The sequence below is a fragment of the Sphingobium sp. HWE2-09 genome, assembly GCF_035989265.1.
Taxonomy (GTDB): Bacteria; Pseudomonadota; Alphaproteobacteria; order Sphingomonadales; family Sphingomonadaceae; genus Sphingobium.
In genome coordinates, this window is sequence record NZ_JAYKZX010000003.1 from 1,313,186 (window position 1) to 1,336,341 (window position 23,156).

The 23,156-nt window shown below is 64.4% G+C and carries 24 protein-coding genes and 1 pseudogene; 10 read left to right on the forward strand and 15 right to left on the reverse strand.

Annotation, left to right across the window (positions count from 1 at the left end):
• Positions 1–16: 16 nt before the first annotated feature.
• From U5A89_RS11770 to U5A89_RS11785, 4 genes are read right to left on the reverse strand one after another with little or no spacing between them, the layout of a single operon-like run.
• On the reverse strand, positions 17–1,279 hold the full coding sequence (locus U5A89_RS11770; RefSeq protein WP_338161302.1) for a rhodanese-like domain-containing protein: 1,263 nt from the start codon (positions 1,277–1,279) through the stop codon (positions 17–19).
• Complete coding sequence (locus U5A89_RS11775) at positions 1,276–1,902, reverse strand: cysteine dioxygenase family protein (RefSeq protein WP_338161303.1); 627 nt, start codon at positions 1,900–1,902, stop codon at positions 1,276–1,278. Before U5A89_RS11775 ends, U5A89_RS11770 begins: the two co-directional genes overlap by 4 nt.
• A complete protein-coding gene (locus tag U5A89_RS11780) occupies positions 1,899–2,681 on the reverse strand; it encodes an ABC transporter ATP-binding protein (RefSeq protein WP_338161304.1) in 783 nt (260 codons plus the stop codon). Before U5A89_RS11780 ends, U5A89_RS11775 begins: the two co-directional genes overlap by 4 nt.
• Before the next feature lie 2 nt (positions 2,682–2,683).
• Entirely contained in the window at positions 2,684–3,409 is a 726-nt protein-coding gene (locus U5A89_RS11785) for an ABC transporter permease (protein WP_445190697.1), read from the reverse strand.
• A 397-nt stretch (positions 3,410–3,806) separates the two neighbouring features.
• Between U5A89_RS11785 and U5A89_RS11790 the strand changes: the two genes are divergently transcribed.
• Complete coding sequence (locus U5A89_RS11790; protein ID WP_338163030.1) at positions 3,807–4,643, forward strand: LysR substrate-binding domain-containing protein; 837 nt, start codon at positions 3,807–3,809, stop codon at positions 4,641–4,643.
• Positions 4,644–4,826: 183 nt separating this feature from the next.
• Here U5A89_RS11790 and U5A89_RS11795 read toward each other — a convergent pair.
• The 4 genes and pseudogenes from U5A89_RS11795 to U5A89_RS11810 form a co-directional block, all read right to left on the reverse strand.
• Positions 4,827–5,600: pseudogene (locus U5A89_RS11795) on the reverse strand (NAD(P)-dependent oxidoreductase); the annotation flags it as partial.
• 1 nt (position 5,601) lies between these two features.
• Positions 5,602–6,786 carry an acyl-CoA dehydrogenase family protein gene (locus U5A89_RS11800; RefSeq protein WP_338161305.1) on the reverse strand — a complete coding sequence of 395 codons (1,185 nt, stop codon included), beginning with the start codon at positions 6,784–6,786 and terminating at the stop codon, positions 5,602–5,604.
• Between the two features lie 5 nt (positions 6,787–6,791).
• Positions 6,792–7,781, reverse strand: coding sequence for an ABC transporter substrate-binding protein (locus tag U5A89_RS11805; protein WP_338161306.1), 990 nt, complete (start codon positions 7,779–7,781; stop codon positions 6,792–6,794).
• Positions 7,771–7,908, reverse strand: a complete 138-nt coding sequence (locus U5A89_RS11810; RefSeq protein ID WP_338161307.1) for a hypothetical protein — start codon at positions 7,906–7,908, stop codon at positions 7,771–7,773. Before U5A89_RS11810 ends, U5A89_RS11805 begins: the two co-directional genes overlap by 11 nt.
• Before the next feature lie 95 nt (positions 7,909–8,003).
• On the opposite strand from U5A89_RS11810, the gene U5A89_RS11815 reads away from it, so the two are divergent.
• The 6 genes from U5A89_RS11815 to U5A89_RS11840 all read left to right on the forward strand — a co-directional run bounded on the left by U5A89_RS11815 (position 8,004) and on the right by U5A89_RS11840 (position 15,309).
• The gene (locus U5A89_RS11815; RefSeq protein ID WP_338161308.1) at positions 8,004–9,356 is read left to right on the forward strand and encodes an FAD/NAD(P)-binding protein; all 1,353 of its coding nucleotides are present in this window, start codon (positions 8,004–8,006) and stop codon (positions 9,354–9,356) included.
• Between the two features lie 106 nt (positions 9,357–9,462).
• Positions 9,463–10,800, forward strand: coding sequence for an LLM class flavin-dependent oxidoreductase (locus U5A89_RS11820; RefSeq protein WP_338161309.1), 1,338 nt, complete (start codon positions 9,463–9,465; stop codon positions 10,798–10,800).
• Between the two features lie 185 nt (positions 10,801–10,985).
• Positions 10,986–11,843: a hypothetical protein gene (locus U5A89_RS11825; protein WP_338161310.1), complete on the forward strand. Its 858-nt coding sequence runs from the start codon at positions 10,986–10,988 to the stop codon at positions 11,841–11,843.
• A 148-nt stretch (positions 11,844–11,991) separates the two neighbouring features.
• Complete coding sequence (locus tag U5A89_RS11830; RefSeq protein WP_338161311.1) at positions 11,992–12,918, forward strand: alpha/beta fold hydrolase; 927 nt, start codon at positions 11,992–11,994, stop codon at positions 12,916–12,918.
• Between the two features lie 52 nt (positions 12,919–12,970).
• A complete protein-coding gene (locus U5A89_RS11835; protein ID WP_338161312.1) occupies positions 12,971–13,984 on the forward strand; it encodes a Gfo/Idh/MocA family protein in 1,014 nt (337 codons plus the stop codon).
• Positions 13,981–15,309, forward strand: coding sequence for an MFS transporter (locus tag U5A89_RS11840; RefSeq protein WP_338161313.1), 1,329 nt, complete (start codon positions 13,981–13,983; stop codon positions 15,307–15,309). Before U5A89_RS11835 ends, U5A89_RS11840 begins: the two co-directional genes overlap by 4 nt.
• 4 nt (positions 15,310–15,313) lie before the next feature.
• Here U5A89_RS11840 and U5A89_RS11845 read toward each other — a convergent pair whose 3' ends face one another.
• A complete protein-coding gene (locus tag U5A89_RS11845) occupies positions 15,314–15,583 on the reverse strand; it encodes a DUF3253 domain-containing protein (RefSeq protein ID WP_338161314.1) in 270 nt (89 codons plus the stop codon).
• A 162-nt stretch (positions 15,584–15,745) separates the two neighbouring features.
• Between U5A89_RS11845 and U5A89_RS11850 the strand changes: the two genes are divergently transcribed.
• Positions 15,746–16,180: a hypothetical protein gene (locus U5A89_RS11850; RefSeq protein ID WP_338161315.1), complete on the forward strand. Its 435-nt coding sequence runs from the start codon at positions 15,746–15,748 to the stop codon at positions 16,178–16,180.
• On the opposite strand, the gene mnhG is transcribed toward U5A89_RS11850, so the two are convergent.
• Genes mnhG through mbhE form a run of 6 tightly spaced genes read right to left on the reverse strand, consistent with a single transcriptional unit; the run spans position 16,177 to position 21,691 of the window.
• Positions 16,177–16,518 carry a monovalent cation/H(+) antiporter subunit G gene (gene mnhG / locus U5A89_RS11855; protein ID WP_338161316.1) on the reverse strand — a complete coding sequence of 114 codons (342 nt, stop codon included), beginning with the start codon at positions 16,516–16,518 and terminating at the stop codon, positions 16,177–16,179. The genes U5A89_RS11850 and mnhG overlap by 4 nt on opposite strands.
• A complete protein-coding gene (locus tag U5A89_RS11860) occupies positions 16,515–16,781 on the reverse strand; it encodes an MrpF/PhaF family protein (protein ID WP_338161317.1) in 267 nt (88 codons plus the stop codon). The genes mnhG and U5A89_RS11860 overlap by 4 nt, the downstream gene beginning before the upstream one ends.
• Positions 16,778–17,122, reverse strand: a complete 345-nt coding sequence (locus U5A89_RS11865) for a Na+/H+ antiporter subunit E (RefSeq protein WP_338161318.1) — start codon at positions 17,120–17,122, stop codon at positions 16,778–16,780. The genes U5A89_RS11860 and U5A89_RS11865 overlap by 4 nt, the downstream gene beginning before the upstream one ends.
• A complete protein-coding gene (locus U5A89_RS11870; RefSeq protein ID WP_338161319.1) occupies positions 17,119–18,591 on the reverse strand; it encodes a proton-conducting transporter transmembrane domain-containing protein in 1,473 nt (490 codons plus the stop codon). The genes U5A89_RS11865 and U5A89_RS11870 overlap by 4 nt, the downstream gene beginning before the upstream one ends.
• A complete protein-coding gene (locus U5A89_RS11875) occupies positions 18,588–18,965 on the reverse strand; it encodes a sodium:proton antiporter (RefSeq protein WP_338161320.1) in 378 nt (125 codons plus the stop codon). The genes U5A89_RS11870 and U5A89_RS11875 overlap by 4 nt, the downstream gene beginning before the upstream one ends.
• A complete protein-coding gene (mbhE, locus tag U5A89_RS11880; RefSeq protein WP_338161321.1) occupies positions 18,962–21,691 on the reverse strand; it encodes a hydrogen gas-evolving membrane-bound hydrogenase subunit E in 2,730 nt (909 codons plus the stop codon). Before mbhE ends, U5A89_RS11875 begins: the two co-directional genes overlap by 4 nt.
• 244 nt (positions 21,692–21,935) lie before the next feature.
• Here mbhE and U5A89_RS11885 point away from each other — a divergent pair, with 244 nt between their 5' ends.
• Positions 21,936–22,310, forward strand: coding sequence for an FAD-dependent oxidoreductase (locus U5A89_RS11885; protein WP_338161322.1), 375 nt, complete (start codon positions 21,936–21,938; stop codon positions 22,308–22,310).
• Positions 22,311–22,313: 3 nt separating this feature from the next.
• Positions 22,314–23,156: an FAD-dependent monooxygenase gene (locus U5A89_RS11890; protein ID WP_338161323.1), complete on the forward strand. Its 843-nt coding sequence runs from the start codon at positions 22,314–22,316 to the stop codon at positions 23,154–23,156.

The following is a 23,156-nucleotide window of genomic DNA, read 5'->3' on the forward strand; positions in this document are numbered from 1 at the left end:
GTAACTCTCCTGATCTTTAGATGACGTAGAAGCCGTGGGTGCCGTCGCGCTCCAGCTGGGCGACGAGGCCATATTCCCAGTCGAGATAGGCCTGCATGGCGGCGGCCTTGTTGTCGGTGCCTTCATAGGGGCGCTTGTAGCGACCCTCCGGCCCACGGGGCGTCGGCGCGCCGTCCGGCCCCTTTTCCAGCGTGACGGCCGACCAGTCGACGTCGAGGATCGACACATCCCAGCCGAGTTGGGCGAGCCAGGAGGCGGTCATGTCGGCGCGCGGGCCGACATCGTCGGTCACGACGATGCGCGCGCCGCGCACCGGGGCGTTGTGATCGGTTTCCTGCACCAGCTGGCCGCCCTGCGCATTGCGGAAGCCGGGCAGATGACCGCCTTCATATTCGCGCGGCTGACGCACGTCGTAGAGATAGAGGGTGCGGCCGGTGTCCGCCTGAAACTGCGCCATTTCGTCCCAGCCGATGCGCTTGACGCCCGCGCGATAGGCGACATCGCGGGCATAGGGACGGGCTTCGGCGGCTGACAGGTCATCGATTTCCGGCGCGACGCGGGTCTGGCCGGTCTCCAGTTCCTGACCCGCCAGCGTCCAGCCGATCGTGCCGTTGCGCAGCGCATAGACCCGGTTCGGCACGCCCGCATTGACCAGCGACTGCGCGCCGATGATCGATCGGGTGCGCCCGGCGCAATTGACGATGATCGTGGTGTCCGGGTCCGGTGCGATCGCGCGCGCCCGCAACGCCAGTTCCGCGCCCGGTACGCTGGTGCCGGTGGGGATGCTCATCGTATGATATTCTTCGTAACGGCGGGCATCGAGGATCTTGATGTCGGCCTTTTCATCGATCAGCGCCTGCACATCTTCCGCCGCAAGGCTGGGCGTGTGGCGGCGATGTTCGACCAGTTCGCCGAACGCCTTGGAGTAGCTGTTGACGTCTTCGAACAGTTCATAGCCCGCCGCTGCCCAGGCGGACAAGCCGCCGTCCAGTTCGCGCACGTTGGTATAGCCAAGCGCTTCCAGACGGATCGCCGCCTTGCGCGCCAAGCCTTCACCATTGTCATAGACGATGATCGGGGTCGCTAGACGCGGGATGCGCCAGCGGGCTTCTTCATCGATGCGGCGCAGCGGGATCTGCGCGGCGAAGAGCGGATGGCCTTGCGCAAATTCATGTTCCTCGCGCACATCGATGATCGCGATTTCGCTGCCTACTAACAGCGCGCGGCGGATATCCTGCGGGGTTGCGGTATCGATCCGGTCGAGAATGTCGGTCGTCATGCTGTTTTCGATCTGTCCCAGAGGTTGGGGATCACGCCGTTGGCGTAACCCGAAATGAAGGTCTTGGGCGTGCCGTCCAGCGCATAGGTCGCGCGCTCGACCGCGCCGATATTGGCGCCATAGACATGGATGCTGACGGACGGCCGGTCGGCGAGGCCGTTGGTGACGCGGTGGATGTCGCCAATGCGGGGGGAGACGGCGTCCACCTCCCCTTCGTGCAGCCATTCCTCGCCCTCATCGACCAGCGCGCCGCTGGGCAGGCGGCGGAAACGCTCAACCTTCTCCGCGCCGCGCAGCACGCCGACCAGACCCCAGACACTATGGTCGTGAATGGGGGTGGACTGGCCCGGTCCCCAGACGAAGCTGACGACGCTGAACCGCTCGCGACTGTCGCAATGGAGCAGATATTGCTGGTAGCGATCGGGATTGAGCTGGGCGAACGCTTCGGGCAGCCAGTCATCGGTCGCGATCAGTCGGCTGACCAGAGCGCGCCCGCTTTCCAGGATCGCCTGTTCGTCGCGGGTGGCGGACAGCAGGTCGGCGAAGGCCGTGACGAAGCCGCGCAGGCGGCTGATGTCCGGCTCCGTCGTTACCGGGCGGTCGAGGGTTGCGAGCGCGCTCATTCGGCGGCGATCGCGAAGGGCACGACGCCGTCGCCATGGTCGTCGCCGCCCAGATGGGTGAGCAGTTTTTCCCGCAGGCGTCCAGCGAAGCTGGCGCGCTCGCCGCGTGGCGCAGTAATGCGTTCTTCGGCGACGATGCGGCCCTTGTCGAGGACGAGCACGCGATCGGCCAGCGCGATCGCTTCTTCGACATCATGGGTGACGATCAGCACTGCGGGCTTGTGAGCGCGCCACAGCGACAGGACGAGATCGTGCATCCGGTATCGGGTCAGCGCGTCGAGCGCGGCGAAGGGTTCGTCCAGCAGCAGCAATTGCGGTTCGCGCACCAAAGCGCGGGCGAGCGCGACGCGCTGTGCCTCGCCGCCGGACAGGGTCAGCGGCCAGGCGTCGAGGCGGTGGCCGAGGCCCACTTCCTTGAGCGCAGCTTCGGCGCGGGCGCGGCCATTATCGCCTTTCAGGCCCAGCGAGACATTTTTCCAGACCGGCTTCCACGGTAGCAACCGGGCATCCTGAAAGACGACGGCGCGGGAATTGGGGACTTCGACATCCTGGTCGCGGACTTCGTCAAGACCCGCAAGGGTGCGTAGCAGCGTCGTCTTGCCCGATCCGGAGCGGCCCAGCAGGGCGATGAACTCGCCCGGCGCGATGTCGAGGTCGAGGCCGTCGATGATGGTGTTGGCGCCGAAGCGCCGGGTAAAGTCGCGCAGGCGCACGACGGGTTCGGGATGGGGCCGGTGAACAGCGCTATCGACCGTGGAAAAACCGAGGCGAGCGTCCATGCTTATTGCTCCACTATGCTGGGGCGCCAGATCAGGGCGCGGGCTTCGATCGTGCGGACCAGCCAGTCGGCGCCAAGGCCGAGAATGGCGTAGACCATGAGGCAGACGACGATGATGTCGGTCCGCATGAAATCGCGAGCGTTGTTGATGAGATAGCCAAGCCCGGCCGAGGCGTTGATCTGTTCGGCGACGACCAGCACCAGGATCGACACCGACAGGGCGTAGCGCAGCCCGACCAGCAGCGAGGGCAAGGCCGAGGGCAGGATGACATGCCACACTTGCTCCCAACGGCTGAGGCCAAAGCTCTTGGCAGCGTCGAGCAGGCGCAGGTCGACGCTGCGGATGCCGCTATAGAGGTTGAGATAGACCGGGAAGATGGTGCCGAAGGCGATCAGCGCGACCTTGGGCGTTTCGCCGATGCCGAACCAGACGATGAAGAGCGGGGTGAGCGCCAGCGCGGGGATGGTGCGCTTGATCTGCATGAGCGGATCGACGGCCAGTTCGCCCGATCGGGACAGGCCAGCGACCAGGCCAAGTACCAAGCCGAGGCTCACACCGATCAGGAGGCCGACAGCAACACGCGCGAAGGAAACGAGCAGGTTCGAGGGAAGTTCGCCGGAAATCACCATCTCCAGCAAGGTGCCCAGCACAGCCGAAGGCGCTGCCAGTGTGCGTTCCGGGATCAGGCCGATGCGCGATCCTGCTTCCCACAGCAGCAACAGCAGCACGGGCGACAGCCAGCGGCCGCCGAAGCGGGAAATGGAGAAGGGGCGCTTCGCCGAAGCGACACGCCCCTGCCCTGCCCGCGATATGTCATTGATCGTCAAAACCGCCATGTCCGGCCCTTTGTTAAGCTACGGAGAAGCCCAACATGAATTGTCTACCGTTTCAATTAAGTTTTTCTGCGCCGACCTATCAGCATTTGTCATAGGTCGCATTTCATCGCGGCTGAGCGGCGGATAAGCGTTGGAACTGGCGGATTTCGGTGAGACGCCGACAACGGCCAAGATTTTGCTTGGTGCGATAAATCTCTACTATTTTGATTGATATATAAGCATCGGCGATAAGCCTATCTCCGTTTCCGGCATCGGATCGGTTCCTCCCCTTCAATCAAAGAGGTTCTTCGTGCCGGTCAATCTGCCGACCAATTTGCTCCGCAGCTTTGTTGCCATCGTCGACACAGGATCGATGCTGAACGCGTCCGAACAGGTGTTCGTCACCCAATCGGCGCTTAGCCTGCAGATCAAGCGACTGGAGGAACTGGTGCAGCAGACGCTGTTCCTGCGGGAGGGGCGGCGGCTGATTTTGACGACCGCCGGTACGGTGCTGCTCGATTATGCCCGCCGCGTTCTGCTGTTGCATGACGAAGCGGTCGCGGCGGTGAGCGCCGGGCGCTTTGCGGGACCGGCGCGGATCGGCATGGTGCAGGATTTTGCCGACACGTTGCTGACCGGCCTGCTGTCGCGCTTTTCCGAACTGCATCCCGACGCGCAAATCTATGCGCGCGTCGCTGGCACCGCGGAATTGCAGGCATTGCTGGAGCGGCGTGAACTGGACATATTGCTGGGCTTCGCCGCGCCCAACGATGCCGATGCCGTCACAGTCGCGCCGATGAGCTGGTATGGCGAGGCGACCTTGGTCGATCGCGACGTCATTCCGCTGGCGGTGCTGGAGGAACCTTGCCGTTTCCGCGAGGCAGCGATCCGGGCGCTGGAAGATGCCGGGCTGCAATGGCGGATCACGGTGGAAACGCCCAATCTGGCGACGCTGAAGGCCGCCGTGGGCGCAGGCCTGGGCATTACCTGCCGCACGCATTTGTTCCTGGAGAATAGCGCTGCGCTGGAGCATGAACGGCTGCCGTCCCTGCCGCGCGTGGCCGCGATCCTGCGGTCCGGCGACAAGCTGGACAAGGCGGCACATCGGCTGGCGGAACTGGCGCGGGAGACGGTGGAGGCGCTTTGACGCCTGATCGTCAGTAACCGCGCGCCGGATCGACGATGTCGCTGGGCGCTTCCCCCGCGCGAAGCGACTGATGTCGTCGCGTATCTTTTCCAGCAGCCGGTGGCGCACCTGCGTATGGTTGCTGGACACGTGCGGGGTCAGCCGCACCTGCGGATGGGTGTAGAGTGGATGGCCGTCCGGCAGCGGTTCCGGGTCGGTCACGTCCAGCGTCGCGAAGCCCGGCCCACCTTCCCCATCCAGCGTCTGTATCAGCGCATCCTGATCGATCACCGATCCGCGCGCGACGTTGATGATATGCGCGCCGGGCTTCACCTTGGCGAGCAGGGTCGCGTCGAACAGATGGCGGGTTTGCGGCGTGGCGGGTACGGCGATGACAATATGATCGGCGCGCGACACCAGCGTGTCGATATCGCCGACATGCTCCACGCCGCTGATCCCCGACTGCGCGCCCGTGCGGCGCAGGCCGACGACCTGCGCGCCGAGCGCCAGGCCGCGCCGCGCGACCGCCTGGCCGATCGCACCCAGGCCGACGATGCCGATGGTGGTGCCCGACACGCGCCCGAGTGGAACGTTGATCCATTGCGCGCGCGATCGCACGGTAATCGCCTCCAAATTCTTGGCGTGGGCGTAGATGGCGGCGATGACATAGTCCGCAATCTCATCCGCCGCGACGCCGCGCCCGCAGGTGACGAGCGGCGCGTCGAGCAGCCAGGATGGATAGAAATCGATCCCGGCCGATGCGCTATAGACCCATTTCAACCGCCCCGGCCAGGCGCGCGGGCGGACGATCGATGGTTCGCGCCACGCTACAGAGGGCCGCACCAGCAGCATGTCGGCCTCCGCCGCCGCGGTCCAGGGCTCGTCGTCTGCGACATCGATCAGGATCGGCGCGATGGGATGCCGGCCAAGGCCGCGATTGAAATCGGCATCCATCTGACTGGCGATGATCAGCGACATGTCAGCGCCCCAACCCGGCGCGACCGGCAGCGACCAATATCGTGTCGGTCTGCGGCGAATGGATGCGGCTGCACAGCACGTCGCGATAATGACGTTCGAGCGGATTCTTGCGGCTGATGCCTGGATTGCCGGTGAGTTCGAGGCCGATTTCCACCGCGCGGATGGCGTTGGCGGTGGCGACATATTTGATGCCGTTCACTTCCACCGCATCGGGTGGGTCACTCACATCATGGCGGGCGGCGGCGTCGCGGATCAGGGTGCGGTTGACCTGCAGCAGCGCTTCGATCTCTCCGAACTTTTCCTGCACGCGCGGGAGGGTGGCGAGCGAAGCGCCAAGGTTGGTCGGCACGCGATCGTTGAGATAGGTGCGCAGCCAGTCCCGCGCGGCGCGCGCGACGCCATCATAGATGGTCGAAATGGCGAGCGCGTTCCAGATCGCTTGGCTGGGATCGCTCGCCCCCGTCGCCCATTGTTCGGGACGGCGGATATCGACCGCATGGTCGAGCGGTGTCGGCGTATCGGTGAAATGCACCGCATGGCTGACGGTGGCGCGCATCCCCAGATGATCCCAGACCGGTTCGATATCGATGCCGGGGCTGTCCGACCGCACCAGGAAATTGCCGACGCGCGGTTCGTCCTCATCGGTTTTCGCCCAGACGGAGAACCAGTCCAGACCCGTCGATCCGGTCGAATAGATTTTCGTCCCGCTGATCGCCCAGCCATCGGCGGTGCGTCGCGCGATGGTGGCGGGCAGGCCGCCGCGCACAGGCGTGCCCAGTTCCGGTTCGACGCGCAGGCCGCCGATCAGCCCCCTGCCCGCGACCGCGTCCCGCGCCAGTCGCTCGTAGATCGCCTGGGGCCAGGTGCGCGCCCGCGCCGGGGTGGCGTGATAATGATAGGTCATGAACAGGATGAGCGCGGTCGACGGCTCGCCCTTGGCGACCGCGCCCAGCACCCGGATCGCTTCGCTTAGGCTGGCGCCGCGTCCGCCAAGGTCGGTCGGTACGGTGAGGCCGATCAGCCCTTCGCTGGCAAGCAGGTCGAAATTGGCGCGGGGAAATTCGCCGCTGCGGTCATACTGCTCTGCCGTGTCCGCCAGTCGCCGGGTCAGGCGATCGAGTTGGTTGTCAGTGGTCGGGGCGACGGATGCGGGCGCGTCGGCGCGCAGAATTGCCTGGGTGGCCATGATGTTCAGCCTCTCTTGGGAATGGCATCGTTGAAGCGGGCATCCCAGAGCGGACGCACGTCGACCGCCTTGGGCAGCAGTTTTTGCCGATAGAATAGGTCCGCGACCTGCTGCTGCGACGCGATCGCCTGGTCGGTGACCGGGCGCAGTTCATAGGACGCGCTCTTGCGCTTGAACTGATCGACCACGTATTCGCGCGGGACGCCGATATCTTTCGCGATGATCGTCGCCCATGCGTCCTGGTTCGCTGCGGCCCAGCCATAGGCTTTCTGCACGAGAGCGAGATAGTCGCCGATCAACTTCGCCTTTTCCGGATCGGCCAGTGCGTCGACATGGGCAGCGACGAGATAGTTGCCCGACAATATGCCATGGGCGGTCTTGAGGATGCGGGCGCCTTCGGTCGCGATGGCGCGCTGAATTGGGAAGCCGTAGATCGCCCAGGCGTCGAGCGCCCCTTGCGAGAAGGCGGCGGCTCCGTCGGACACGCCCATCGCCACTGGCGTGATGTCGTCGCAGCTAAGGCCGACTTCTTCTAGCATCCGGATCAGGAAATATTGCGAAGTCGTCGCGCGAACATAGCCGACGCGCTTGCCCTTGAGATCGGCGATGGTCTTCGCCTTCGATCCCTTGGGCACCAGCACCACCTGGTTATTGACGTCGCCATGGAGGACCGCGATCTGGCGGAAACTCTGGATGGTGGAGGCCGCCGCGAAGATCGGCGGGATTTCGCTCATCCCGCCATAATCGAGCGAACCGCCGTTGAGCGCTTCCACGACCAGATGGCCAGACTGGAACTCGCTATAGGTCAGGTCGAAGCCTTCGGGCTTGATACCCGCTACCTTAAACAGGAGCCGGGAGTCCACCTCTCCCTTGCCCGTAATGGACACGCGCAATGTCGGACGGCCATCCTTGGCTTTCCCGCATCCCGCCAACAACAGGCAGGATGCGGCACCAGCGCCCATGAACAGACGGCGCGAGAGGATATCAGCGGCCATGCGCACCTTCGCGGCGCGGTTCAGGCTGCCGTTCGAACAGGACAACGTCGGGGTCGCGCAGAAATTCGCGGCGCGCCGCGACGCGCAACCGCGTCCATCGCTCGCTCAGGGAATGAAACAGGCTCATCTTGACCTTCCTTTGCAGATAGGCCTTTATCTATTTTAACAGTAGAGATATGTCCCACAAGCAATGCTGATGGAACCATTAGAAATGCTTGATCCGTGTTGAAGGTCGATCATGTCGCGATTGTCGGGGGTGGCTTCAGCGGCGTGTTGCTGGCGATCAACCTGTTGCGGCATGGCAATGTGCGCGTGACATTGGTGGAGCGGCGGCCCGAACGGCTGGGACGCGGTCTGGCGTACGGCGCGGCGCAAGCCGACCATATCCTCAATGTCCGCGCCGCCAATATGAGCGCGCTGCCTGACCAGCCCGGCCATTTCGTGGACTGGCTGAGCGCGCAGGGGCTGGGCCAGGAAGGCAGTTTCGCCACGCGGCGCGATTATGGCGCGTATCTCTGCGCGATGCTGGACGAGGCGCGGACGAAGGCAGGCGATCGCATCCGGATCGTCAGCGACGAAGCCATCGATCTGGTCGTGGCGGACGATGGCGCTTTCGTCTTGCTGCGATCGGGTGCGACGCTGGCGGCCGACGTCGCGGTGATCGCGCCGGGCAATCTGCCGCCGCACGACCTGCCCGCCTTTGTCGGGCTGGATCGCCCCGCCTATGTCGATGATCCCTGGGCGACCGATATTGCCGCAGGGTTGGGACCGCAGGACAGCATCCTGCTGCTGGGCAGCGGGCTGACCGCCGTCGATTGCGCGCTGAGCCTGGACAGCGCGGGATTCGATGGGAAGATCATCGCTCTGTCGCGTCGTGGCTTGGCGCCGCACGCCCATGCGCCCGCCCCGCCCTATGCGGTGCGCAGCGAGCGACCGGTCGGATCGATATCCGCTCTGGTGCGGGGGCTGCGCGAACGGGCGGCGCAGATCGGCTGGCGCAATGCCGTCGATGAATTGCGGCCGTTCACCCCCGATATGTGGCGCGCCTCGAGCGCGGACGAACGCAGTCGATTCTTGCGCCATCTGCGCCCCTATTGGGATGTGCATCGCCACCGGATCGCGCCGCAGGTCGCGCAGCGGCTGGAGGCGCTGCGCGCGCAAGGGCGGCTGGAGGTCCGGGCGGGCAAGGTGACGACCGCTGTGCGCGATGGTGATGGCCTGACCATGGGCATACGCCCGCGCGGCGCGGCGGCGACGCAGGTGCTGAAGGTGGCGCGTGTCGTCAATTGTACCGGGCCTCTGGGCGACCTGCGCCGCGTGAGTGATCCGCTGCTGCGCAACCTCTATGATCGCGGTGCGATCCGGCCCGATCCGCTGGCGATCGGCATTGATGTCGATCGCCAATGTCATGCCATCGATGCCCATGGCGAGGCGCAGGCGCGGTTGCATGTCGTCGGCCCGATGACGCGCGGCGCGCATTGGGAAATCGTCGCCGTGCCGGACATCCGGCGACAGGTTTGGGCGCTCGCCCGCGAGATCACCAGCGCCCATTGGGTGGAAGCGGAGGGGCTGTAGCGCGGACCTATTTGGTCAAATCATAAGCGACGTAGCAGTCCGCGTTGGTCCGCCTGTATCCCCGGACCTATCCAGGATCATCATTTTTTCCTGGAAGGACGATCCCATGGTTCAACAGCGGCATATCAAGCTCGGCTTCATCCTGCATGGCGTGGGCCGCACCTGGAACGACTGGCGGCATCCCGATCGCGACGTCAACGCCAGCACCGACCTTGCTCATTATCAGCGGCAGGCGGCCAGTGCGGAGCGCGGCAAGTTCGATTTCCTGTTCGTCGCCGACAGCCTGTCGATCACGGAAAAATCCAGCCCCCATTATCTCAACCGGTTCGAGCCGCTGACGATCCTGTCGGCGCTGGCCGCCACGACATCGCGCATCGGGCTGGTCGCCACGCTGACGGTCAGCTATTCCGAACCTTTCAACGTTGCGCGCCAGTTCGCCTCGCTCGATCATCTGAGCGGCGGGCGTGCGGGGTGGAATGTCGTCACCTCCTGGCTGGGCGACACTGCCGCCAATTTCAGCAAGACCGAACATCCCGCCCATGCCGTGCGCTATCGCATCGCCGGCGAATATCTGGATGTCGTCCAGGGGTTGTGGGACAGTTGGGAGGATGGCGCCCATGCCGCGGACAAGGCGACGGGCCAGTTCGTCGATCCCGACAAGCTGCACCGGCTGGATCATAAGGGCGAGTTCTTTCAGGTGCGCGGCCCGCTGAATATCAAGCGCACGCCGCAGGGCCAGCCGGTCATCTTCCAGGCGGGCGCGTCGGATGACGGCCGGAGCTTCGCCGCGCGCCGGGCGGAAGTGATCTTCACCCACGCGCCGACGCAGGAGGACGGCCAGGCCTATTATGCCGACGTGAAGGCGCGGGCCAAGGGTTTCGGGCGCGATCCCGATCAGCTCTTCATCCTGCCGGGCATCGCGCCGATCGTCGGCGACACGGACGAGGAAGCGGAAGCGCGCTATCGCGAACTGGTGGCGCTGGAATCGATCGACACCGGCCTTGGCTATCTATCACGCACCTTCAACGACCATGATTTCCGCCAATATGATCTCGACGCGCCCTTCCCCGATGTCGAACATATCGGCCTCAACAGCCAGCAGAGCGGGACGCTGCGCATCCTGTCCGAAGTCCGGGCCGAAAATCTGACCTTGCGGCAGGTGGCGGAACGGCTGGCGACCCCGCGCGGCGCGTTCGTTGGGACGCCCGAAACGGTGGCGGACCGGTTGCAGGCCTGGTTCGAAAGCGGCGCGGCGGACGGCTTCGTCATCTTCGAACCGTTGCCGGGGCAGCTTGACCTGTTCGTGAACAAGGTGGTGCCGATCCTGCAGGCGCGCGGCCTGTTCCGCACCGATTATGAGGGCGCGACCTTCCGCGATCATCTGGGCCTGCCGGTGCCGGACAATCGCTACAGCGTGGCGCGATCGGAGAAGAGCGCCGCTTGACCCGGGGGATGTCGGCGGGCTGATGTCATCGGACCGACGATCCGTTGCCCGCCCTGCGAGCAATGAGCGCACGTACGTTGCGTCGCACGACGACCATCCGAACACATGATGTCTGTAACCGCCTATCTAACGATCATCGCCCGCGGGTGATTGCATCCATAGATCGCGCGCAAAAGGGATACATCATGTCGGATATGGTCATGCCGCGCCGCAGCGCATTGGGGCTTTTGGGTGGACTGGCGACCGCCGTCGCAGCGCCGCGTGGCGCGACGGCGGCGACCGGGTCGATACCGGGTTACGACACGCCCGAAGGCAAGCTGCGGGCGCTGATCATGATGCGCGGCGCGCTGGACGATCGACTGGTCATCTACTGGCTGCGCAGCCAATATTTCGGCCTGGCCGACGGCGCCATCACACCGATGCTGGGCATGGTGAGCGCGTCCTTCTCCCGTTACCGCCCGCATAAGGATGGCGGCTATATCGCGGCGCGGGGTGAAGCGGCCTATTTTACCGATTTTCAAAACATCGACGTCCAATCGTCCGTCCGCAACCCCTATACCGGGCAAATGATGCAGACGCCCGAGCGCAGTCCCCACCCCAGCCCCGTGCGCATCCAGGCGGACTCGACCATTAGCGTGGCCGAAGGCGCCGGGCTGCAATTCAGGAATGTGGTGGAAAATGTCGAGATCGTCGGCGGGGACGTGCTGCTGAACGAACGCAGCATGTCGACTTTGCCAATCCCCGGCGGCAAGCCGTCGCTCTATAACGAGATCGTCACCTACCGCGCCAAGGCGGCGGACATGGCGAACCCGGCCGTAAAGCGACCGGTCTGCACTACCAGCGTCACCACCACCATAAGCTGGCGATCCTGGATGGGCATGGGCGATCGTCCCGGCCATATATTGGCGGTCGGCGTGGGCGGGTTCGTTTCCTCCATCGACCAGTTGCCGCCAAGCTGGATCGAGGCGACGTCCCGGCTTCATCCCGATCTGCTCAAAGACCCGGTCGCCTATCTGGCGCCGGTGTGGAATGGCATGGGCTGAATATCCGGCGGGCTGGTTCCACTGGCCGGTCCGTGTCGGAGAGTGTCTCCATTTTATCCACCCAGCGATAATCGGCGCAAGAAACGTGCGCGGGCTGACAATCTGTGCCGACATGCGGGCAAGTTGCCACGCGCATGAGGAACAGGATGTGACCGCCCAAATGCCCGATCGTCGCCAGATGTTGTTCGGCCTTGCTGCCGTGGGGCTGGCGCTAACCGAGACGTCCGCCGAAGCGGCCATCACGGCCGCCCCACCGGTGGCTGGCGGTGCTGCGGCGAACAGCCTTCAGCATGATATGCAGCCGTGCCGATTTGGCGCGATCCACTATCGCTTCGTCAAGCCTGCGCGACCCACCAAGGCTGTGCCAATGCTCTGCCTGCATGCGTCACCGGCATCGGCGATCGGTTTTGCCGATTTCCTGCCGTTGATGGGCACGGACCGACTGGCGATCGCGCCCGACAATCCCGGCTTTGGCCTGTCGGATCGGCCATCGACGCCATCGACCATCGCCGACTTTGCCGGGGCGATCTGGGACTTGATGGACGGATTGAAGATAAAGACAGTCGATCTGGTCGGCAGCAATACCGGATCGGCAACGGCGGTGGAAATGGCATTGCAGCGGCCCGCTGCCGTCCGCCGCATCGTGCTGCATACCGCGCCGATGTTCACGCCGCAGGAGGTGGCCGGTTATCAGAGCCGGTTGTCGACATCCGCCTCGCCTGATCTGGAAGCGGCGGCGGCCAGCCTGCCGGAACGGTGGAAGAAGTTCGCGCCATTACGCGTAGGATTGAGCGACGACGTGGCGTGGCAGCTTTTCTGGGAAATGAACCGCGATCCCATCCATCGAAGCTGGGGGCATGACGCCGCGTTCGCTTATGATTTTGCAGGAGCGCTGCGTCAGGTGCGGCATCCTGTGCTGATCCTCAATCCGCAGGACGGCATGTCTGCCGTCACGGCGCGCGCGAAGGGTGTCCGGCCTAATATCGCGGTGATGGACCTGCCCTGGTCCGGCTACCCGTTCACCACCCATGCCGTCGAGACGGCCGGTTTGATCCGCCAGCATCTGGACGCTTGATCGGGTCGGCAGCTTTTTTGCCGGGCAAGCATGTACGACGACGGGAGCTTCCATGACGGGCGACGATAAGATGGCACGGCCTTTGGGCATCGCGGTGATCGGTTGCGGCCGGATCGCGCCGATGCATATCAAGGCCATAACCCGCCATCCCGGCTTGCTGCGCCTGGTTGCCGTGGTGGACCCTGACCCGGACCAGGCGGCGAAGGTCGCGCAGGAACATGGCGCGCTGCACGCGTTGACATCGCTGGACGCGGCGCTGGCGCTCGATGCGGTAGAGGCCGTGGTGATCTGCACGCCCAACGTGCTCCATGCCGCGCAGGTGGAGCAGGCGTTGAAGGCGGGTCGGCACGTGCTGGTCGAAAAGCCCTTTGCCGAAACGGTAGAGGATGCCCAACATATCGCCGCCATCGCTGAGGAAACCGGCCTGATCCTGGCGGCGGGCCATACATTTCGTCATGTGGAGGCGGTGCGGACCTTTCAGGACCGCCGCGCGGAATTTGGCCGATTGCGCGCCGTCAATATCGCCATGTGCGTATTTTGGGACGGGCCGCAGGCGCCATGGTGGGCGACGCGTACGCGGGACGAAGGGCTGGTGCTCAGCCTGTTCGCGCCGCACGCGATCGATTTTCTGCAACTCGTCGTGGGCGAGGTCGATCCGCTGCGTATCCATGTGGAAGCCGCGCGCCATCAATCCGGCTGGCAGGCTGAGGATGAAGCGATGATCCTGCTGCGCTATCCCGACGATGTGCTGGCGTCGATCCACGTGTCCTATAATCAAAAGGCGACCATGAACCGCAAAACCGTCCATTTCGACCATGCGACCATCTGCATCGACAATGGCGACGAACTGCGGATCGAAGGCGCACCGATCGTGGTGCCATCGCGCGAGGGGGCCAAGGACGCGGCGCTCTTCAACGATGGCATCTCGCATTATTTCGAGACGCAGATGCTGGAGTTCGTCGCTGCCGTGCGCGGCCTGCCCAATCGCAGCGTCCTGCACGCAGATGCGGTGCGGCAGACGCGCCTTAATCGCGCGATCGTCGCGGCCGCGGGGTGGGACGCATGATCGCGGCCGCTGCGCCCCTCTCCACCCGCGTCAAGGCGCTCTACGGCATGGGCCAGATCGGCAACCAGCTGTTCCGTGACGCGCCCATGATCCTGCTGCTCTATTATCTGTCGAGCATCATTGGCATTCCGCCGGTCGTCGCGGGCGCCGCGATCTTCATGCCCAAGGTCATTGTTGGCGCGCTGAGCGACGTGACGATCGGCATCGTGTCGGATCGCAATCTCTATCGTTTCGCGCGACGGCGCTGGTTGCTGGTCGGTGCAACGCTGGCGCCGCTGGCGATGGTGGCGATATTCTTCGTGCCCGATACCGGCATAGGCCTTCAGGTCGCCTATGTGGTGCTGGCGTTCAGCTTCTACATGATCGTCTTTTCCAGTTTTTCGGTGCCGTTTCTGGCGCATTTTTCCGAAATCAGCAGCGACCCGCAGGAGCGCACCGTGCTGATGGCGTGGAAACATGCGTGGACCGGGACGGGTCTGTTGCTTGGGTCTGCGCTGACGCCCTGGATCATCCATGAACTGGGCGGCGACCGCCGCGCCTATATCATGGGGGCTGGGCTGCTGGGCGTGATCGCGGCGCTCAGCCTGATTACCGCCTGGAGCGCCGTGCGCAGGATCAGGGTCGTCGCGCCGGTCGACCGTACGCTGTCGCTGGCGGCATTTGCTGCGACATTGGCGTTCAGGCCGTTTCGTATCCTGTGCTGTTCGGCCGTCGCGATGACGGTGGCGGCGGGGACATGCTCCGCGGCCATGGCCTTCTTCATCACCTATAATATGGGCCGCACCGATGCGCTGGTTCAGTTGGGCATTCTGGTCGCCATTGCGGGCGTCGTGGTGCTGGTCGTATCGCCCTTCTGGGTGCTGGTCGCCCGGCTGCTGGGCAAGCGTAATAGCTATGTCGTCGCGGCGATCGGCCATGCGCTGACGCTGATCGTCTGGGCCAATGCCGGGAGCGGCCCCATTTGGGTGACCTATGTCTGTTCGGGCTTTGTGGGGCTGTTCAATTCGGGATGGGGGCTGATCGCGCTGTCGCTGCTGACCGACACGATGGCCAAGGCGTGTGACGAAACCGGCCGCGATACGGCAGGCTCCTTCGCAGCGATCTGGTCCATCATCGAAAAGGCGGGCATCGCGCTGGGCGGCACATTGGTGGTGAGCGGCATTTTGGCGGTCGGCGGTTTCAACGCGGCGGCGGCCAAGCAGGGCATAGCCCAAAGCGCCGGCGCGATCGATGCGATCCGCTATGCGTTCGGGATCGTGCCTGCGACGTTGATCCTCATTGCCGCCTTCATCATTTGGCGCTTCGTGCCATCGCACAAGGCATAGCGGGTCAGATACCGACAACACGACTGATCCGATAGGGACCGGCCCGCTCGGTCAGCGGCTCTTTCTTCCAACTAAGGCTGACCAGCCCCTCCGACAGCAACTGATCGACGGCGGCGTGGACGGTTGGCATGGCGCTGCGCCAGTCGTCCTTCTGTGAAGCACCGTCGGCGGCGACCAGCGCTCTTGCCGCTTCGCTGGGACAGATCGTCGCGTCTGCCGATCGGCTATCCAGCAACGTCATGATGGCGCGGCGGGCCATGGTGTCAGATGGCATCGTCATTTTTGTTGGTCCGCGTTCAAAGTATTCAATCCCAACGCCCGGGATGGCATCCTGGCCCCGATAGCGAACCGACGGACCTACCTTGCCTCTGAATTTTGGAACGCACGATCCCGGCCATGGTTGGTCCTATGGCGGTAACCAAAGGAGATGACCGGGATGTTCAACAGCGATGACGATTTCGCCTTCGAAGCCTTGGCGGACGCGCTGGCGGATGCATCCAGCCTGCATCGGCGGGGCGCCAAGGTGGCGGACGATCCGGATCTGCGCGACCGGCTGAACCGGCGGGCGGACCGGCTGGAACGGCTTGGTCTGGAATTGGGGCGGGAGGAACCGGACGCATCCGGGTCGCTGGTGCGGATGATCGATCGGGCCAGATTGTCGATCGATCGCCTGTTCGACGATGATGATGAAGCGGCGGCCCGAGCCAGCCAGGACTCCAAATCGCGCCTTCTACAGATCATCGACAGCCATTTGCGCAATCCCGAATTATCGGCCGAAGCGCAGGACATATTGCAGGATGTGCGCGGACAGATCACCAGCGGTCGGCCGGTGTCGAGCGAGGAAGAGGGATTGTCGCGGCTGCCCGATTAGGGCGTTTTCGGCTCTTTCGTGCGGTCCAGATGCTGGTCGAGCGGATCGTCCTTGATCCCTTTCAAAGCCGTACCCGAAATATAGGTCGCCCGCCCCAGCAGCTGTGCGCCCAGCGGGAGCGTCAGCAGCAGGAAGAGCAGCGTGAGCAACCCCTTGGCGCTGGCGTCGACTTTCCCAGATAGGATCGCGCCGACCAGCATCAGGGCGGTGCCCATCGTCCCGGCCTTGGCCGCGCTGTGCAGGCGCTGGAGCGGATCGGGCAAGCGGATTACGCCAATGGCGGCGACCAGCAGGAAGGCAGCGCCCAGCGCCATCAGCAGCATCGCAAAGATTGTCATTCCGATTTCCTTTTGCGTTCCAGGAACACCGCAAAGGCAGCGGTTGCGACGAAGTTGATGAGCGCGATGCCCAAGGCGATGTCGAGAAAGGCGCCCCGCCCTGTCGCAACGGCGGTGATGGCGGCGAAGCCCACCGCTACGGCGGTCAGCATGTCGAGCGCGATGAAGCGATCCGCAACGCTGGGACCACGCACCATGCGCCAACCGGCGAGGCAGAGCGCGATCGCCAGGACGACCGACAAGATGGACAGGAAGAGACTCATCGTGGCGATCCTTCCAGATCCAATATCCAGCGTTCGTAGAGGCACTTGAAGCGCGCGACCGTCTGCGCTGTATCGCTGCTGCTGAGGACGTGCAGGAAGAGCTGCTTGCGGTCGTCGGAGACATGAAGGCAGGTCGAACCGGGCGTGAGCGACGTGAAATAGGCGAACAAAGCGACGGCCCATGGCCGTTGCAGCACGACCGGTACGACAATGATCGCGGGGGTCGTGACGGTGCCGGGCGACAGCACGATACGCGCAACGTCCAGCGATGCGGTGGTGAGATCCCAGAGGAAGACCGCGGCCAGAATGATGATGGCCCTTACCTGACGCCCTATCGTCATCGCCCCATCTCCATCATGCGGGCGGATTGCTGGGTGACCGCCCACAATCCTTGCGGGAACAGGCCGATCAGGACCGTAGCTGCGGACAAGAGCGCCATGGCGCCCAAGCCGGTTCGGGGCACACGCCGGATGCGCTGACCGGGCGTATCCTTCCAGCAGGCATCGGACCAGAAGGTCGCCATCGACACGATCGTCAGCAGCCCGGCGATCAGGGCGACGCCGCCGATCCACGCTATGCCCGCATCCAGGCTTTCGCGGATGACGATCATCTTGGCCCAGAAGCCGGACAGGGGCGGGATACCGGCCAGCGACAGCACCGGCACCGCAAACAGCGCAGCGAAGAGCGGATCGTGCCGCACCATGCCGCCGGTGCGGGTCAGATCCCAACTGCCGCTGGCCCGGCGGATCAGGCCCGCGCCCAGGAACAGGTTCGCCTGCACGATGATCGAGTGGACCATGTAGAAGATGGCGGCGGCGACGCCTTCGCGCGTGGCGATCGCCAGACCCGCCATCATATAGCCGACCTGCGCGATGACATGATAGGCGAGCAGGCGGCGCATATCCGTCTGCGCCAGCGCGCCTGCGACGCAGACCAGCATCGTGGCGGCGGCGATGATGCCGAACAGCGGCACCATTTGCGCGGCGGCGGGCGATCCCGAAGCGGTGCCGAACAGCCCTGCGAAGATCAGCAGCAGGGCGTAGAAGCCCATTTTGGTCAGCAATCCTGCAAAGACCGCCGTCACGCTCGCCGGGGCGACATGATAGGAGGCGGGCAGCCAGAGGTGGAACGGCACCAGCCCCGCCTTGAGCGCAAAACCGCCGAGCAGCAGCGCCGCCGCCGTGGCCGATGCGACGCTTGGCGGCGATTGGGCCAGTGCCGCCGCTGCCTCATGAATATTGAGCGTGGCGGTGATGCCGTAGATCATGCCGATGCCGAGCAGGATGAAGGTCGCGCCGAGCATGGCGAAGGCTGCGTAGCGGATGGCTGCGTGGACCTGGGCTGGACGGCGATCGAGCGTCAGCAGGCCGATGGCACACAATAGCGCCAGTTCGAACCAGACATAGAGGTTGAACAGATCTTCGGTCAGGAACGCGCCGTTCACAGCCCCGATCATCGCCAGCATCATCGGATCATAGCCCGCGCGGCGACGGCGTGGCCCGATGTCGACCGGCGCATAGATGGCGGCGGCCAGCGCCACGAGCGCGGTCACCATGACTAGTGCGACGCCGGGCAAAGTCGCGGAAAAGCTCAGCCCCATGCCCTGGGGCCAGTTGCCGAACAGGGTCAACGGCGTGCTGCCGCTGGTCATGGCCCGCCTGAACAGCAAGGCCGATGCGATTGCAAGCAGCAGGCTGGTGACAAGGCCGGTGGCTCCGGCCAGAGCGGCCTGTTTACGGGCGAGCATGGCGATCGCTGCGCCGATGAAGGGAATGACAACCGGGGCGATGAGCAGCAGGGCGTCGGTCATGCTTCATTACCCGGCTTTGGCGGCGCGCCCATCGCTTCGGCGGCATTGGCGTCCTCCGCGCGGATGCTGCCGGACTGGCGCCAGGCGCGCAGCACCAGTGTCGCCATCACCACGGTCAGGGCAAAGCCGATGACGATGGCGGTCAGGATCAGCGCCTGGATCAGCGGATCGGCCGCTTCGCCCAGCCGCTGTTCCCCGTCCACGATGATCGGCGGCTGCTGGCTGCGGACGCGTCCCGCCAGGAACAGCAGCAGATTGGCGCCGGTCGCGAGCAACGAGAAGCCCAGCAACATGCGCACCAGATTGCGCGACAGGATCATGTAGAGGCCGCAGCCAACCGTCCCCGCACCGACAAAAGCATAAAGCAGGGTCATCGTGCCGCCTCCCGCTGCAAGCCGAACAGGAAGGCGAGAACCGCCCCCCACACGACCAGATAGACGCCGATATCGAAGACAAGGGTCGTGCCCAGTTTCGGCAAGCCCCATCCCGGTTGCCACCATAAATGCGTCAGGAAGGGCTGCCCGACCAGCATCGCGGGCATCCCGCTCAACACCGTCAGCAATATGCCTACGCCGACCAAGGTCAGCGGATGGACCCGCAGGGATCGTTCCGCGCTGCCCACGCCATAGGCCAAAGCGAGCAGCGCGAAGGCCAACGCGGCGACCAGCCCGCCGACAAAGCCGCCGCCGGGCTGATCATGCCCGCGCCACAATATGACGAGCGACGCCAGCAGCAGCAGCCCGGCAAGCCAGCGCCCGGTGACGTGCAGCGAGAAATGGACCGGCTGGGGTTCGTCGGCGGGCACGTCCCCGCCGCGCGACATCAGCAGGGATCGGGCAAGCACCGCCGCCATGGCGATCACCATCGTTTCGCCCAGCGTGTCGAAGGCACGGAAATCGACAAGGATGACATTGACGACATTATGCCCTTGCGCCGCGATATAGCTCATCTGTCCGTAAAACTCGCTCGCGGCCGATTGATGATCGATGACGGTCATGTCGGCAAAGCCAAGGAACAGCGCGATCGCCAGCGTGGTGCAGATAAGGGCGTCGGCCCGGCGCAGCCCCGCCGTGCGCGTGGACGGACTGGCCAACGGCACGGCGAGCAGCAACGCCGTCAACAAAACGACGATCAGCGCTTCGACCGTGAATTGCGTGAGCGCGAGATCGGGCGCGCCATTGCCCATGAAGGTGATGGCGGTGGCAAAGCCCGTCAGGCCGGTCGCGATCATTGCGCTAAGCAGCGTCTTGGCCCGGCTCGCCGCAATCGCGCCGCCAAGGCCGACCAGCGCGACCAGCGTCAATCCAATGCGTACATCGCCCAGCGGCGGCAGGCGCGGCACTGCGCCCGATGCGATGACGGACCAGGCGATCAGCCCGACCATCATAGCGATCACCAGCCACAGATAGCGACGCAGGTCGCCATGTTGGATCCATCCGGTCAAACTGCGCGCTTTGACCACTGTGTCGCGCAGGCTCCAGTCCCACAACCGCTCCAGGGCAACGGCGTCGATCCATCCGACCCGACGCAGACGGACATGGATGGGCTGCCAGAAGCGGACGATCAGCACGCCGACCGTGACGACGACGATGCTGAGCAGCAACATGGGCGTGACGCCATGCCAGATGGAGATATCGACCTCGACAGCGCGACCATAGACCGCCGCGACGGCGGGGCGCAGCGCCACGCGCGTGATCCATTCGGGCTGAAGGCTGATGACAAGTCCCGCCAGTGACAACAGCAGGGGCGGCATGACAAGCGAGAAACTTTCGCCATGGTGCACTTCGATGGGCTTGCCCCGGCCCAGGAAGAAAGGCCGCAATGTAATGACGCCAGCCACGCCCACCATCACTGCGTTGACGAGCACGGCGATGGCGAGCGGGGTCAGTTCCCAACTGCTTTCCAGTTGCGCTTCGAACAGGAACTCTTTGGAGATGAAGCCCAGAAATGGCGGAATGCCCGCCATCGACAGGCTCGCGCCCACGCAGGCCAGCGCCGTCAGCGGCAGGAAACGCGCGAGGCCTCCCAGCGCGCGCAAATTCTGCTGCCCCGTTGCGTGCAGCACTGACCCGGCGCAGAAAAACAGCGCCGCTTTGTACAGCGCATGGGCGAGCAGGAAGCCGACCATGGCGACGCTGGCCGCTGGTCCGTCGAGGCCAACGAGCAGGACCAATATGCCCAGCGACGCGATCGTCGAATAGGCGAGCGCGGACTTGAAATTTTCCGCCCGCAATGTCTGGAGCGCGGCCATCAGCATCGTGATGCAGGCGACCGTGATCACGACCGCCCTGCCCCAGCCCGTCGCGGCGAACAATGGTTCGAACCGCGCCAACAGGTAGATGCCTAGCTTCACCATCGTGGCGGAATGGAGATAGGCGGACGCTGGCGTGGGCGCCTGCATCGCGTTAGGGAGCCAGAAATGAAACGGAAATTGCGCCGATTTCGTGAAGGCGGCGATCAGGATGCACAGGACGATCGGCGTGCCCCATGGGCTGGCGACCAGTATGTCCGCCCGCGCCACCGCCGCCGCCATCGAATAGCCACCCAGCACGTGCCCCATCATCAGGATCGCAGCGAGCAGCGCCAGCCCGCCAAACGCCGTCACCTGAAGCGCCATGACCGCCGCCCTGCGCGATCGGGCGCTGCGCGAATCGAACCCGACCAGCAGGAAGGACAGGATGCTGGTCGCTTCCCAGAACAGCAGCATGACCAGCATGTTTTCCGCCAGCACCGTGCCCAGCATGGCGGTGAGGAACAACAGGATGAGCATGAAGAAACGGCTGCGCTGGCGCCCGTCCTTGTTGGTCAGATAGCCACCGGCGTAGATGACGACCAGCGTGCCGATCCCGGTGATGAGAAGGCAAAAGAGAAAGGAAAATCCGTCCAGCCGGAAAGTCAGGTCGAACCCCAGCGATGGCGCCCAGTTCACCCCTTCGCCCTTCACCCAGCCCCGTTCGACCACGGGCGCCAGGGCGATGAAGGCTGCGAACAGCCCGGCAGGCAGTAGGCTGATCAGCAGCCCGGCGCCCTTGCCGACGACGCGCGCAATGAGGGGCATCAGGCACGCGCCAAGGAAAGAAGCCAGCAGGATGTCGATCATTGCCTATCCAAATGCATCAAAACGATCAGGGATGCATTGTCCGATCTGTAAGGAAAGATTTCCCGGATATGGCAGGCAGATGCGGCATCAACCCTGCCATGACAAATGGTATAAGCAGCGTTTCGTTCGCGAGGATGATTGGGACATGGCAGACCGCTTATGCATTCCCTTCCAGCGATCGACATGAATTAAGTTCGGCTTTCCCCCTCTTGGAAGGCGCTGTTCGCTCGTCTAGACGGCGGCCATGCAGGGTCTGACTATCGCGATCGCAGGCTGCGGGCCTTGTGGACTGGCCGCAGCGCTGTTGCTCCATCGCGCGGGCCATCATGTGACCCTGTTCGAACGGTTCGACACGCCCCGCCCCATCGGGTCTGGCCTGATGATCCAACCCACGGGTATGGCGGTCCTTGATCAACTGGGTTTGTTGGACGAAGTCCTGCGTCGGGGATCGCGGATCGACCGTCTGTTCGGCAAGGCGGGCAAGCGCGTCGTGCTGGACGTCCATTATGCCGCCTTGCGCCAGCGCGGGACGTTCGGCATCGGCATCCACCGGGCCAGCCTGTTCGCGATATTGCATGAGGCCGTGGTGAAGGCAGGCATCATCGTTCATACTGGTTGAACGTTGATCGGCAGCGAGCCAATCGGTGCGCAACGCGCCCTTCGCTTTGCCGATGGTGACGTCGGCATTCCTTACGACCTGGTTGTCGACGCATTGGGCACGCGCACACCGCTGGCGCCACCGACCGGGCGGGAACTGGCCTATGGCGCTCTATGGGCCAGTCTCGACTGGCCCCAGGATGAAGGCTTCGATCCCCACGCCCTTGCACAGCGCTATGACCGCGCCAGTATCATGGCGGGCGTCCTGCCGATCGGCATCTCGTCTGACGCGAAAGCGCCAAAGGCCGCCTTCTTCTGGTCGTTGCGCGCCGATCGCCTTGATGACTGGCACAGGGCCGGATTGGGGCCATGGAAGGCGCAGGTTGCCGCACTCTGGCCGGAATGCGCGCGCCTGCTCGACCAGATTGATGATCCCGGCCAGTTGACCTTCGCTCGCTACGCCCACCGAACCTTGCGATCGCCTGCGGAGACGGCGTTGGTCCATATCGGTGATGCCTGGCATTCCGCCAGTCCCCAGCTTGGGCAGGGTGCCAACATGGCCCTGCTGGACGCCTGGGCGCTAGCCCGGGGTCTGGCGGAAGCGAACAGCGTGGATGCGGGCCTTCGTCGCGGCATCCAGCTGCGGCGACGCCATGTCCTGACCTATCAGTGGCTTACTGCATTGTTTACACCGGTCTATCAGTCAGACAGCCACCTGCTGCCCTTGATCCGGGATCGCCTGGTCGGCCCGCTATCGAAGGTCTGGCCCGCCACCACCATACAGGCGGCCATGGTCAGCGGTCTTGTCGGCAACCCGTTGAAACCGCTGGGGCTGACGCATGAACGGAATGCGACAGCCCCACAATAG